This window comes from Micromonospora sp. NPDC047793 (assembly GCF_040642635.1).
GTDB lineage: Bacteria > Actinomycetota > Actinomycetes > Mycobacteriales > Micromonosporaceae > Micromonospora.
This window is the reverse complement of the sequence record NZ_JBEYSG010000028.1, coordinates 16,702-30,035: the sequence shown is the minus strand read 5'-3', so window position 1 is coordinate 30,035 and position 13,334 is coordinate 16,702. Positions and strand designations below refer to the sequence as shown.

Here is a 13,334-nt window from a genome sequence, read left to right as displayed (position 1 = left end):
GGGTCAGCCCCCGACGATGCCTCGAACGACCTGCAGCAGGACCGGCGCGAGGACGGCCAGGCCGTAGCCGACCAACGCGTTACGCAGGGCCAGCTTCGCTTTCTCGACCTGGGACGGGTCACCGCCCGCGGTGGCCCAGTACACGCCGGCCAGGACGAGGAAGAGGGTGGCGAGCGCGGCGAGGATCCCCATGATCCACATGCGGAGGTTGGTGATGACGGCGGGCAGCGAGTTCGCCGCCAGGTCGACGGCGGCGCCGGGGTCGGCGTGCGCGGCGCCCGGGAGGGCCTGGGTCAGGCCGACGCCGGCCAGCAGCACGGCAGCGCGTAGCGCCGCGCGTGTGGCGGGTTTTCTCGGAAGGGTGCGTAGTGGGGTGCGGGACATTGAGGTTCACCTCCCGCCGCGCCCTGGACCCGCCGAACGAACGGCGTGACCGAGGCGTGGCGTTTGCTCGAAGCGGTCCGAGGGGACCGCCGCCGGGCGCAGGTGAAGGAGCGGACGAACCGCGTGGGCCCCGGGAGGAGCTCGTCCTCCCTCATGGGTGGTTTGCGGTCATCAATGTGGTGTCAGCGCATCAACGTGGCGCGGCACCCGAGGCATGCGGATCGCATTCGTTCCTCGTGTCGCCCGGCGGCGGGCGGGACCGGCGAGCGGCATGGCTCGTAGAAGTCCCGCACCCCCAAACCGGGGTTTGTGAGCCGTGGCGAACACTTGCCGCGCCCACAAGCCGCTCACACGGCGCGGCGACCGCTCACAGTGCAGGTCGGGGCTGGTTTCGCACACAGCAGACGTGTCCGAAGGACAGGGGCTCACAGCGGTGGGGAACCGCCCAGGCGTGTCGTTGTGTGAGTGTTGGCGGGGCTCACAGCCCTCGACAGAGATCGAGGGCTCACAGCCCTCGACAGAGATCGGCAAGTACCACCGCCGGTCTTCAACAGAAACGGCTGTGGCCCGACGTGGTATACGTCGGGCCACAGCCGCTGGAGTGATGGGTGGAGGTCGTCAGGCAGCCGCCGTGACCGGGGCCTGCGTGGCGGCTTCGCGGAGGGCAGCGGCACGGCCCGCTCGCCGTTGGCTGCGCTGCCCGGCCTGCAGTCGTAGCTGCGCCACCGTCTCCGGCGACGCGACCCCCGTCAGCAGCCCGTCCGCGAGGGCTTCGGCGATGCGGCTGTCGATGCGGGACAGGCGCATACGAAGGGCGTCCACGCTGATGCCGGACGCGGCGGCGATGGGCTCGATCGCGCGGCGTCCGAGCCGCACGTCGATGTAGGCCTGCTCGTCCTCCGGGTCGAGGATTCCCAGGGTCATCGCACGGCGGACCAGCAGGTCCGGATGCCCGTACGGCACCTTCGGCGTGCGGGGACCGGAGGTGACGTGCTCGATGTCCTCCACCGGCAGGTACTCCTGCTGCTGCAGTCGCAGGTCACGCCCGGCCCGCCACGCCGCCTTGCACAGGCTCGCGTAGGGCGCCGGCTTGGTCAGGTCCGCCCGATCGCGTAACGCGGTCAGGAAGCCGGTGAGGATCTCGGCGTCCACGTCCGCCGGGTCGCCGTTGTACCCCTCGCACAACCGGCCCGCGTACTGCTGCAGCGCCGGCATCGCCATGCCGACCGCAGCGACGACCCAGCGCGGCCCGTCGAGCCGGGCACGGCGGATCAGCTCCCGCCACACCTCGTCACGCGCCGCATAGGCGCGAGGATGACGCAGCAGCCACTCCCGCAGCGCGGGCAACGGCACCTCCTGCTGCGGGAGACCCGTGTCGGGGCCGAACGTCGCGCAGTCGAGAACCAGCGGTTCGGGTTCGCACGTCAGCGCGGCGAAGGCGGTCGCCGCCGCGTCAAGGGCGGAAGAGGGCCAGTCCGTAGCGTCGGACACACTCATGTCAAAACTCCTGTGACAGCGATGAGAATCGATGACGCCGCCAGTGTCGTCACGGCGAGCGGTGACATCGATTCCGCCACAGCGGGCTCACAAGCCTCTGACAGAGCCGCTCACACCTCCGATCACCGTCCGCGTCCCGGCCTCTGACAGAGGTGGGCGGCAGGACAGGTTCATAGACCGCCACTGATGGAAAGGTTCTGACAAAGGCGGGTTGAACTGCCCTGTGACACGCTGACAGAACCTGTGACACGCGCTCGCGGTAACTCCGACACCGGCTCACCCCGCAACCTGCGACACGGCGTCAACACCACTGATAACGCCAGCAGACCGGAGTCTGTGACAACCCGGCCCGCTCGCAGTCGTCGTGTCATAGGTGGCCACCCGCCCATGCGTGCCAGTGCGCCGGGTACCTATGACAGTCGGATCCTCGGTCACCGCCGACACGACGAACCTGCGACAGGCGCACGTGTGCCGACGCCATCGGCTCGAACCTCTGACACTCACACATCTCTCACTGCGCTGGTCAACGCGACGATCCACACCCCGGAACAGGTCGCAACCCGCCCACGCTCGCCGCTTCTGTCAGTAACACACCGTGACTGACAGACGTGCTGGGGCTAGGAACACCTCACGGGCGCGCCTGCGGCTGCTCGTCCACCACTCCCGTGGACGCAACCCAGGCGGAGAAATGCATACGAACCGGGGCGATCCACTGTCGAGCCCGTGCCTTGTGAGCGGCTGTGAGTGCGGCAAGTGTTCGCCAGGGCTCACAAACTCCGGTTTGGGGGTGTCAGCGCTTCACGGCGCGGCGCGGAGCCGACAGCACATGAGCGAGCACACGCCGCACCAGCACAACCCGGCCGACCACATCGAGCCGGCCGACTCCACACTGATCGACCTGATCGCCGGCGATCCGCCGGTACCGATCACGGTCTGGCGCACGGCCCGCACCGGCGCCGAAACTCGCACCAGCCTGCCCGCCCGCCTCGCCTACCGCCTCGTCGCCGCCTACAGCCGGCCCGGAGAGGCGGTCGTCGACCTCACCACCGACCATGCCCTGGCTGCGATCTGCGACCGAGGCGGACGCCGACACCACCGCGCCTGGTTCACCGACGGCTCCGGCCTGCTCATCGGCCCGGCCACCACCGGCCTGCGGACGGCGACCGAGACCACCACCTCTCACGACCCGGAGGCCGGCGACGGCGATGGCGAGGAGCCGCCCGAGTTGACCGAGTGGTTCGGAGACGACCTCACCGACCCCGACCTGTCCGGCACCGACACCGCGGCCGTCCGGCCGCCCGAGGACGGCCCCCTCGACGCGGCTACCAGCCTGGTGGTCGCCTGCTGGCCGCTGCACGATGCGGACACGACCGCCCGGGTCCGGCTCGCCTGGCTGCTGGCCGCCTGCGCGCGGCTCCTGCGTCCCGGCGGCTGCCTCGTGCTCGTGGTCGGTGTGCCCGCCGGTATCCAGCCCACGCCGGAGGACTTCGGCCCGCTCGTGGCCGCCGCCTCCAGCGCGGGGCTCGGCTACCTGCAGCACATCGTCGCGGTGGAGGCCGACACCGACGGGGACCAGTTCGTCTACCACGTCGTCACCGACGAGGAACTGCTCACCCTTGCCCACGCCAACCCTGAGCAGTGGACGGTGGCTCACCTGCGGGTGCACGCCGACCTGCTGGTGTTCACACCGCACCCGGCTCCGGCGCCCGAGTCGGGACGGCGCGGCAACGGCGGTGGTCGCCGTGCCTGAGCACACCGCTCCCGGGCAACCCGACCCGCACGAGTCGGACATCAACAGCCCCGCCGCCGGCGAGGATTACCCGGGCCGGCATCGGGAGTACGAAGGCCGCCACCGCGCCGACCCCGAGGGCCTGTCGGTCTGGGCCACCGCCCAGTCCACCGGGCCGGTGCAACGGCGCGGCCGGTACGTGCCGGAGTCGGTCAAGCACCCGGCCCGGATGCTGCCCGCGATCGCCGCCCACGCGATCGGCGCCTACACCCAGCCCGGTGACCTGGTCCTGGACCCGATGTGCGGGATCGGCACCACCCTGGTCGAGGCGGTCCACGCCGGCCGTGACGCCTTCGGCATCGAGTACGAGCCTCAATGGTCGAACATCGCCGACGCCAACATCCGTCACGCCCACGACCACGGCGCCAGCGGACGCGCGTCGGTCATCCGCGGCGACGCCACCCGGCTGATGTCGCTGGTGCCGAAGGCCCTCACCGGCCAGGTGGCGCTCGTGGTCACCTCCCCGCCCTACGGGCCGACGGTGCACGGCCTGGTCCGTCCCAGCGCGGACGGGGTCGTGAAGTACGACGACCGGTACAACGACGGCCACGACCGCGGCAACCTCGCCTACCGCGACCTGACCGGCCTCGCCGACGGGTTCGCCCAGATCCTGCGTGGCTGCGCCACCCTGCTGCGCCCCGGCGGCGTCGTCGTGGTCACCGCCCGGCCGTGGCGCAAGCGGGGCGAGCTGGTCGACCTGCCCAGCGCCGTCATCGCCGCCGGCCTGCGCGCCGGGCTCGTCCCGACCGAACGGTGCGTCGCCCTGCTCGCCGCCGTCCGCGACGGGCATTTCGTCGCCCGCCCGTCGTTCTTCCAACTTCAGCAAGTCCGCAAGGCCAGGACCGGCGGCGTGCCCATGCACCTCATCGCCCATGAGGACGTCCTGATCTTCACCAAGGCCGCGACCTCGTCGGAGGACGGAACCGAGGTGGTTGCGTGAGCGCGCCCACCCACCGCATCCTCTCCCTCGGCGCCGGGGTACAGAGTTCGACGCTTCTGCTGTTGGCAGCCCAGGGCGAGATCCCTGGGTTCGACGCGGCGATCTTCGCCGACACCTCGTGGGAGCCGGCCGCGGTCTACCGGCATCTGGACCGCCTGACCGGCATCGCGGAGCGGGCCGGGATCGAGGTCGTGCGCGTCAGCACCGGTGACATCCGGGCTGACGCTCTTGACCCGGCGCACCGCTTCGCCTCAATGCCGCTGTTCACGCTCGGACCGAACGGTGAGCGGGGAATGGCCCGCCGGCAGTGCACCTCCGAATACAAGATCAAACCGATCAAGGCAGAAGTACGACGCCGCCTCGGTCATCCCCATCCGCGGCGGGTGCCCGCCGGCGTCGTCGCCGAGATGGCCATCGGCATCTCGGTCGACGAGGTCCACCGCGCCCGCGACGCCGACGTCGGCTACATGCGTAACGTCTTCCCGCTGCTCGACCTGGGCTGGCGACGAACCGACTGCCTGCGTTTCCTGGCCCAGCACGGTCTCGCCGACACCCCGAAGTCGTCGTGTGTGGGATGCCCGTTCCACGACGACGCCTTCTGGCTCGCGCTCCGCGAGAACAGCCCACAGGAGTGGGCGCAGGCGGTGGCCTTCGACCACGCCATCCGCGACGGCTCCGCGCGAGCCAACGCCGAAGGGCATCCGCTGCGCGGGCAGTTCTTCCTGCACCGGCAGCGGGTGCCGCTCGACGAGGTGGTCCTGCGTCCACGCCCCCAGCCATCGGATACGCCGGGCTGCGGGCCGTGGACCTGCCCCCACGACGCACCGGTCTCGGTCATGGGGCACGGGGAGGTGGCGTGAGCATTGGGCACACCACCGCTTGGCGAATCGGATCCCTCTGCAGCGGATACGGCGGGCTCGACCTGGCCGTCGAGCTGGTGCTCGGCGGCCAGCTCGCCTGGTACGCCGAGACCGACCGGCACGCCAGCACCGTCCTCGCCCACCACTGGCCCGAAATCCCCAACCTCGGAGACATCCGCACCGTCGACTGGACCCGGGTCGAGGCGGTCGACATCCTCACCGCCGGATTCCCGTGCCAAGACATCTCCAACGCCGGCAAGCGGGTCGGCATCGCAGGCGAGCACTCCAGCGTCTGGAAACACATCGCCACCGCCGTTCGCGTACTTCGACCCCGACTGCTCTTTGTGGAGAACGTCGCCGCCCTCCTCAGACGAGGGCTCGACGTCGTCCACGCCGACCTGGCCGAGATCGGGTACGACACGAGCTGGCTATGCCTACGCGCATCCGACATCGGCGCCGCCCACCGACGCGACCGGCTGTTCCTGCTGGCCACCCCCACCCCACCGCGGGGAGGAGGTGCCGACGTTGCCGACACCCTGCGCCCGTGACGGCAAAGGCCCCGGCCACCCCTACGGCCTGCCGGACCTGATCGAGCCGACCGGCACCCGCCACGGCCTCCTGCCCACCCCGACCCCAGTGGCCTACGGGTCGAACATGTCCCCGTCGGCCGGAGCGGCCCGGCTACTGCCGACACCGCGAGCCAGCGACACCGGCACCCCCGGCCGACGGGCCGGCACCGGATGGCGGCCACCGTTGTCGCAGGTCCTGCTACCCACCCCCAGAGCGACCGACGGCATCAAGGGCTGCCCCGGGCAACGCGGGTCCCACGGCGACCTCACCCTGCCCTCGGCCGCCGTGCGGGTTCCGATCCGGACGCTACCCACGCCACGTGCCTCCGACGCGCACGGACCCGGCAGGCACGGTGACGGTGGAACGGACCTACGCACCACCGTCGCCGGACTGGGCCGGCCCGACGCCGACCGGTGGGGTCCGTACGCCGCCGCGGTGGCCCGCTGGGAACTGCTACTCGGCCGCCCGGCACCCGCGCCGACCCAACCGGGACGGCACGGCAAACCGGTCCTCGCGCCGCCCTTCGTGGAATGGCTAATGGGCCTCGAACCGCACTGGGTAACCGACCCGACGCTCGCGGTGCCGCGCACCGCCGCGCTACGGGTCCTCGGCAACGGCGTCGTCCCCCAACAGGCAGCCGTCGCGTTGCGACTGCTGCTGTGCCCACACCGGTGGGCCGTGCCGGCATGACCGATCCCACCACCCTGGACGACTACCGGTATCGCGGCTCCAGAAACAGCCCGACAACGTCGGCGACCCTGTCGGCCAGGCGCCGGATTCGCAGGCCATGCTCGCTCCACAGCCGCGACACGTAACGCTCGGACACCACCACGCCCTCGGCGCTCGAGGTAGGCGGCCATCTCACGGCTCGACCAGTGCGACAACTCGGTCTCAGGCGGCGGATTCGACTGTGCCAGCCCGAGGATCCGATCCCGCACCGGCCCTCGGTACCTGCTCTCGTCCGCCGCCACGCTGACGGTCAGGCGGGCTGGACAAACCACCCTGCCTCGTAGCGGTCCACCCTGTCGAGCCACCGTCGGCAAACGGTCACGACGATCAACGATCGATATCAGATCACTCAAGCGGCACTCCTCGTCCCTTCGCCTTCACGTGGGACCTGAGTCCGCCGACCTCGCTCTGCTGGATGGGAGACATCGGCATCGGCGGTGTACACACCGCCGATGCCGATGCTCGGCCCTATCACTGATGGATAGCTGTCACCCGGTCAGCGCCGTCACCTCCCGCGCTTCGGATCGGGCTGGACCGCGTCGTCGAGCGCGAGATGGTGCTGAGCGTCGCTCAGTGCGCTGCGGGCCTGGCGGAGAAGATCACTTGCCCGGGCGACGGCCGTGTCACCGTGGTCTGAGTGGTCACCCACGTACAGCCTCAGGTCGTCGCTTATGCGCGCGAGCGTCGCAACGCTGTCCTCCACCGCCCTACCGCCATGATCGCCGGTTAGCAGCCGTTGGCCTGCATGGCACGGTAGGTCGCTCGGGCGGATAGGACCAGGTCCATCAAGGCGGCCGGCACGACCTTGGGGTCCTCCGGGACGATCCCGACCGTGCCCGATCCTGGATCCGAACCAGGCCCTGCGTCCTCCGCGTCGGAACGTGGCTGTGGTGCCGAGTCCGTCACAGGATCCCCCTCTACATCGATTGACAGGCGGCGAACGCCGCGCGGTCGGCGCCGAACCGCTTCCGGCGCGCGCCCATGAACCCTCACCTCTTGCCGCAGGGCAAGTGCACGCCACAGCCGAATGCCGCCAGGGGCGCCACCGGCCCGCACGGGTCGGCGGCGGCATCCGCGACGCGCCCCCAGCTCGGCGCTATGCAGCCGCCCGCAGACGGGCCCTGATTTCACGCGGGCTTACGCGGCGGCGCGCCGCCCCACGCCGTCGCCCGCGCTTCCCACAGCCCTCTCACCTCGCGTCCTCGGAAGGACCGTCTTGCCATGACCATGCCCGACCACCACGCCGCCGACCACTCCAACCTCGAAGGCGAGCCCCCCGATGACACCGCTTGGACTGTCGAGCGGATCCGCGCACTTGGCCCGTGGACCGACATCGCCACCGTGGCGGAAATCTTCGGCCTGTCGCGCGCCACCGCCTACGAACTCGCCAAACACGGTCAGTTCCCGATCGCCGTGCTGCGGTTCGGTAGTCGCTACCGGGTACCGGTCGCGGCAATCCTTGCCGCCCTCCACCTGCCCGTCGGCGACGAACATCCGCCACCGTCTGCGACTTGATCTATCGCCGAAGGCACGCGTCGATCACCCGGACGAAATCCACAGCCACCGGCTGCCCGGCAACCCCGAGGAGCAACAGCACCATGGCGCAAGGATCCATCCTCAAAATCTGCACGTGCCGCGACCAGGACGGTAAGAAGCTCGGCAAAAGGTGCCCTCAGCTCCGCCGCACCGGCGGGGCATGGAACGCCCACCACGGCAAGTGGGGATACCAACTCGAACTGCCGAGAAAGGTCGACGGCTCCCGCCGGTCGCTGCGCCGCTACACCTTCGACAGCAAGGACGACGCCGCCAAGGACCGCGACCAAGCCCTCACGCTGCTGGCGCTCGCCGGCGACGACACCGCCCTCGCGACCGAGATCGCCGACCTGCTCCAGCACGTCAAGGCAGGCGCCCCGATGCCCGACCGCGACACCATCGCCAAACGGGTCAGCGCGGGCCTTCCCGCCAGCGTCGACATGACCGTCGGCGAATACCTACGGCAGTGGCTGGAGTCCCGACGCACCATCGAGCCGAGCACCATACGCAACTACGGCTGCCACATCCGCGTACACCTCATCCCACACCTCGGCGCCATCCCGCTGGTGAAGCTGCGCGTTGAGCACATCGCGGCGATGTTCACCGCGATCACCGACCGCAACACCGCCATCGAGGTCGCCCGCCAGAGCGAGGACCCGCAGATCCGCGCCACCGTCCGCGGCATCCGGACCACCGGCCCAGCATCCATGCAGCGCATCCGCTCCACTCTGCGCAAGGCACTCAACGATGCGATGGCACGGTCCAACAACCGGCTGATCGACTTCAACCCGGCCAAGCACGTCGAGCTGCCATCGGCTAAGCAGCCCAAGCCCCGCGTCTGGACGGACAAAGCCGTCGCACGGTGGCGCGAAACCGGGAAAAGGCCCAGCCCGGTCATGGTATGGACCCCGCAACAGGCCGGGGCATTCCTCGACTACGCCCAGGATCACGACATCGCCCTCTATCCGGTCTTCGTCGGAATCATGCACCGCGGAATGCGCCGCGGCGAGGCACTCGGCCTACGCGACACCACCGTCGACCTGCACAACGCCCTGGTAACGGTCGATCTACAGCGCACCACCGTCGGGTACGACGCCGTCGACAAGAAGGTCAAATCCGAATCCGGCAACCGCACCTTCGCCCTGGACAGCTTCACCGCCGCCGCGTGGCGCGCCTACCTCACCCGCCGCGCCCACTGGCAGCAGGTCAACGGCAGCACCTGGCCGAACACCGGATGGTTCTTCGTCCAACCCAACGGCGAAAAGTGGCACCCGGACACCGTCAGCAAGCGCTTCGACAGCCTCGTCCGCCGCGCCGGCCTGCCCCCGGTCCGGCTGCACGACCTGCGGCACTGTGCCGCGACGTACCTGAAAGCCTCCGGCGCCGACCTCACCGACGTCAAGGAACTACTCGGTCACTCCACCATCACCATCACCAGCAACACCTACACCTCTGTCATCGTCGAACTACAAGTCGAGCGCGACAAAGCGGAGGCCGCCGCCGCCCTGGTTCCCCGCCGCCGACGCCCACGGGACGCATGATCCACAGAATCCGCCGACGGAACCACCTGGCATCCAACACGCCTCCCAGCACATTTTGGTTCCGGAGGTCCTCGATTATCACCACGTCACGGCATTGGGTGAGAGCCCGCTGCACCGAGCCGCTGTGCGGCTCCGAGACCGGCGGCGTCGGGTCGCCCACTCGTCGAATCTAGGCAAGGTTGAGCCACGGCAGCCGACCGCTGGGAGCGACCCGCCTCCTGGCCGCAGTATCGGGTAGCCTTACAGCCTGGCGGGCCGCTAGCTCAATGGGCAGAGCTGCTGACTTTTAATCAGTAGGTTCGGGGTTCGAGTCCCCGGCGGCCTACAAGAAGAAGCCTTCCACCTGCGAATACAGACGTTGATCCATATGATTTCCGTCACCGCGGTCCTCGTTGTGGACGTAGTAGCGCTCAGGCACACCTCCGAGCGGGGAATCGGCGACCACCACAGGACTTCTTCCATCACGGGCGTTGGCGCACCGTCCAGCGAGCTCGCAGTTGGGTGCGACGGCGGTGACGATCCGTCTCCAGGCGCCCCACGATTACAAACTGGCTGCTCCTTGCCGAGTGACATGGGTCTGTCATCGAGGCTGGGCGGTGATGCCGCCGAGGGCGGACCGGGCGGCGCTGGCAGCAGACCAGCCAGCGACACCGTTAGCGTCGGTTGTCGTCGTGCGGGGCCGGCCAGCCGAGGGTTACCGCGAGGAGCGGTGGGGTCGCCGTGCATGATAGGAGCCCCCTCCGGGTGGCGCAGGTGCAGCCATGGCCCGACAGTAGCGGCCCGTACTCGTGGCGGAGAAGCAAGCGCACCAACCGCACCAGATTCTGACCGGACCGCACCGATGGCACCTCGCCAAGGCATGCCCCCGGCGTCTACTGCAGGCGAAGGTCAATGTGTGGGCACGGCCAAATCTCGGCGGCGATGCCCACCGCCTCGCAGGTGATGCCTGTCCGTCGGGATCCACGGCCGTAAGGGAGAGCTGCCATGCAAGGTCCACATCTCGGCAACCCGATTGAGTGAGGTCGTCCAGGGCGTGAACCACTGGTAGCTGGTGGTGGAGCCGGGTCGGATCAGCAGAGTCATCGTCGACAGTCCGGCGCTGCTGGATCAGGTCACCCGCTCGGCGCCCGAGAAGTGGGCCAAGCGGCCCTATCAGGGAGTCAGTCGGGCCGTCGTTGGTACTGCAGCCGTGGTGCACGGTCGAGGTCGAGGATGAAGCCGGCGGGCGTCCGGGCCATGCCATCCGTCGAAGCGGTCGGAAGTGTGAGTGTGTAGCCGTCTGCGGCGTAGGTGGCGGAATCGATACGGGTGAGACGGTCGGAGGCCCCCCGGCGCCACAGGCACAGCGAGCCCGAGCTGTGGGTCAAGCGTACGGTGCCGGGCACCTCATCGCAGACATAGATGCCAATCTCCGTTTGATGTGCGTCGATGTCGGCTTCGCTTACCGAGGTGCTGTTGAACGAGGGCACGCCGGCCATGGCAAGCGAGAGGAGTTTGCCAGGTTCGGTGCTGATGCCGTCGGTGATGTCGGCGAGGGCAACGGCAGCCACATGGCCTGCGGCTATTCCCGCGTGGTTGGACAGACAGATGACGCGGAGCCCTGAGGTGGTGAGGTAGGTAGCGGCGGAGAATCCCTGTTCATGGCCGTAGTGGAAGACAGCGGTACGGCTTGGGCGAGGATCGGCGTACAGCCCGGCGCCATACGTGAACGGAGGTTGGTCGCTGGGCCAATAGCCGATGTCCTGTTCGAACGGAAGCGCATCGTTGGCCGAGGCGTGCCACTCGTGCCGAAGGTGGGCCAGCCAGCGGTCTAGGTCTGCGGCGGTGCACCACAGGGAGCCGGGGCCGGGCAGAGTGGCTGGGCGCTGTTGGTGCTGCCATCCATCGGCGACGGCCTGGTAGCTGGCGGCGGCACCGGGGATCACCTCGCGTGGGTCGTTCTTGAACCGGGCCGAGGTCATGCCGAGCGGGGCGAAGACCTGCAGGTCGGCGATCTGGCGGAGTCCGGCACCGTATACGTGTGTGAGGACTTCTGCGAGGAGAAGGTATCCGGTGTTGCTGTATAGGAAGCGGCCCGGCTCGACGGCCCGTCGCTGCTGACGGTAGGCGAGTTGGAGCAGGTCGTTGGCGGTGTAGTGGTCGAGTTCGCGGAAGCCGGCCAGGGAGAGAAGCGATTCGGCGTCTCGGATGCCTCCTCGGTGCTGGATGAGGTCTCCGACGGTGACGTCGGGGATGTGGAAGCGGGGCAGGATGTCGCCAACAGGCCGGTCCAGGGTTAGGAGGCGGTCGCGGGCGGCGCGGATGCATAGGTATGCGGTGATCTGTTTGGCTACGGAGCCGACGTTGAAGGTGGTGTCTTTCCCGACTGGCGTGGCGAGTTCGAGGTTGGCCGCTCCGGTCTCTGCCTGCACCGGCGGGCCGTCGACGTGGCGGACATACAGGGTGACGCCGGGCTCACCTAGCCGGTCTGCGAGGCCCGCCGTGTCGGATCTGGTCGGGATGTTGGTGGGGTTCACAGGCTGAGGGCCTCGCGGTGGATGACGTGCATGCGATCCTGCAGTTCGGGTGCGGTGATCAGGGCGAGCGCGCGGGCGTGGTCAGCGGCGGTAGGGGCGAGTAGTTCTCGCTGCTGGTCTAGGTAGGTGGCCAGGAACCTGTGGAGCTCGCCGCTGGTTTCGTGTAGAACGCGGGCGGTGTAGATCATGGTGAGAGGGAAGGCGAAGCAGGCGTGCAGGAAGCCGAAGGCGGGCCGGTTCGTCTTCTTCCAGGGTGAGTAGAACGTTACATTGTCGCTGATCTTGCAGGCGGTGGCGTTCAAGGCGTCGTTGAGCCAGTTGTGGCCCGCTTCGTGGATCAGGTCGCGGGCCAGTACGACGGGTTCCCTGACGTGGTCGCAGTAGACGGTGCCAGGTAGTCGGCTGATGGTCCAGCTGTCGAGGGTGTCGCCGAGCTGCTTGTGGCGCAGCAGGCAGACAACGACTGCGTGGTCGGCGAGAAGACGGGCGAAGCCGTTCTGCACGCCGGTGACGTATGCGGCGGTGGCAAGTTCCCGCAGTTCCGGCGGGGCAGCGATGGTGTCCGGCCCTAGCACGTAGTAGGGGGTCTCGGAGATCGGCGAGCGGGGCAGACGGTCTGGGTCAGGTGCCAGGATGATTCGGGGACCGACGGCGGTGAGTGTCGACAGTGCCGAGGCATTCACATTCGGGTTGGTGTCGTACCAGTTGAAAGTGTCTATCTCGCGGGCATGGGCAGCGGCCTCCGCACCTTCGAGAAAGTGGTGGGCTATGCAGTAGTCGGTGGCATTCGTTCCCAGGGAGCCTGAGGTGCTGACCGTGTGCGGGGCAGCGGGATTGGGGACGGCGCGGATCCGGCGGGTGCGGTCGCGTTGGTAGTCCTGGATGGGAGCAAACGAGAAGACGATGGCCGGCGCGTCCACGAAGTGGGGTCCTTTCTTTCCGACGAGGCTGGGCCGGGCCTGGGGCCGGCCCGTA

Annotated in this window: 11 protein-coding genes and 1 tRNA gene; 8 read left to right on the top strand and 4 right to left on the bottom strand. The window is 68.9% G+C overall.

Annotation, left to right across the window (positions count from 1 at the left end; translation table 11 throughout):
• Positions 1-3 precede the first annotated feature (3 nt).
• Entirely contained in the window at positions 4-384 is a 381-nt protein-coding gene (locus tag ABZ738_RS31265) for a pilin (protein WP_357219288.1), read from the bottom strand.
• A gap of 618 nt (positions 385-1,002) precedes the next feature.
• The gene (locus ABZ738_RS31260) at positions 1,003-1,881 is read right to left on the bottom strand and encodes a hypothetical protein (protein WP_357219286.1); all 879 of its coding nucleotides are present in this window, start codon (positions 1,879-1,881) and stop codon (positions 1,003-1,005) included.
• An 826-nt stretch (positions 1,882-2,707) separates the two neighbouring features.
• Between ABZ738_RS31260 and ABZ738_RS31255 the strand changes: the two genes are divergently transcribed.
• The 8 genes from ABZ738_RS31255 to ABZ738_RS31220 all read left to right on the top strand — a co-directional run bounded on the left by ABZ738_RS31255 (position 2,708) and on the right by ABZ738_RS31220 (position 10,168).
• Positions 2,708-3,631 (top strand): hypothetical protein, encoded by a 924-nt coding sequence (locus ABZ738_RS31255; RefSeq protein ID WP_357219283.1) that lies wholly within the window; start codon positions 2,708-2,710, stop codon positions 3,629-3,631.
• Complete coding sequence (locus ABZ738_RS31250; RefSeq protein WP_357219280.1) at positions 3,615-4,610, top strand: DNA methyltransferase; 996 nt, start codon at positions 3,615-3,617, stop codon at positions 4,608-4,610. The genes ABZ738_RS31255 and ABZ738_RS31250 overlap by 17 nt, the downstream gene beginning before the upstream one ends.
• Entirely contained in the window at positions 4,607-5,470 is an 864-nt protein-coding gene (locus ABZ738_RS31245; RefSeq protein ID WP_357219277.1) for a hypothetical protein, read from the top strand. The genes ABZ738_RS31250 and ABZ738_RS31245 overlap by 4 nt, the downstream gene beginning before the upstream one ends.
• The gene (gene dcm, locus ABZ738_RS31240) at positions 5,467-6,018 is read left to right on the top strand and encodes a DNA (cytosine-5-)-methyltransferase (protein ID WP_357219274.1); all 552 of its coding nucleotides are present in this window, start codon (positions 5,467-5,469) and stop codon (positions 6,016-6,018) included. Before ABZ738_RS31245 ends, dcm begins: the two co-directional genes overlap by 4 nt.
• Complete coding sequence (locus ABZ738_RS31235; RefSeq protein ID WP_357219271.1) at positions 5,987-6,730, top strand: hypothetical protein; 744 nt, start codon at positions 5,987-5,989, stop codon at positions 6,728-6,730. Before dcm ends, ABZ738_RS31235 begins: the two co-directional genes overlap by 32 nt.
• 1,260 nt (positions 6,731-7,990) lie before the next feature.
• Positions 7,991-8,284, top strand: coding sequence for a helix-turn-helix domain-containing protein (locus ABZ738_RS31230; protein WP_357219268.1), 294 nt, complete (start codon positions 7,991-7,993; stop codon positions 8,282-8,284).
• A gap of 83 nt (positions 8,285-8,367) precedes the next feature.
• On the top strand, positions 8,368-9,843 hold the full coding sequence (locus ABZ738_RS31225; protein ID WP_357219423.1) for a tyrosine-type recombinase/integrase: 1,476 nt from the start codon (positions 8,368-8,370) through the stop codon (positions 9,841-9,843).
• A gap of 252 nt (positions 9,844-10,095) precedes the next feature.
• Positions 10,096-10,168, top strand: a tRNA-Lys gene (locus tag ABZ738_RS31220).
• 835 nt (positions 10,169-11,003) lie between these two features.
• Here ABZ738_RS31220 and ABZ738_RS31215 read toward each other — a convergent pair.
• Complete coding sequence (locus ABZ738_RS31215) at positions 11,004-12,359, bottom strand: serine hydrolase domain-containing protein (protein WP_357219266.1); 1,356 nt, start codon at positions 12,357-12,359, stop codon at positions 11,004-11,006.
• The gene (locus ABZ738_RS31210; RefSeq protein ID WP_357219263.1) at positions 12,356-13,279 is read right to left on the bottom strand and encodes an HEXXH motif-containing putative peptide modification protein; all 924 of its coding nucleotides are present in this window, start codon (positions 13,277-13,279) and stop codon (positions 12,356-12,358) included. Before ABZ738_RS31210 ends, ABZ738_RS31215 begins: the two co-directional genes overlap by 4 nt.
• Positions 13,280-13,334: the final 55 nt, after the last annotated feature.

Bases quoted from the DNA above. Each gene is read 5' to 3' on its own strand.
- ABZ738_RS31225 (WP_357219423.1), top strand. From the start codon at position 8,368: ATGGCGCAAGGATCCATCCTCAAAATCTGCACGTGCCGCGACCAGGAC.
- ABZ738_RS31230 (WP_357219268.1), top strand. From the start codon at position 7,991: ATGACCATGCCCGACCACCACGCCGCCGACCACTCCAACCTCGAAGGC.
- ABZ738_RS31265 (WP_357219288.1), bottom strand. From the start codon at position 384: ATGTCCCGCACCCCACTACGCACCCTTCCGAGAAAACCCGCCACACGC.
- ABZ738_RS31255 (WP_357219283.1), top strand. From the start codon at position 2,708: ATGAGCGAGCACACGCCGCACCAGCACAACCCGGCCGACCACATCGAG.
- ABZ738_RS31260 (WP_357219286.1), bottom strand. From the start codon at position 1,881: ATGAGTGTGTCCGACGCTACGGACTGGCCCTCTTCCGCCCTTGACGCG.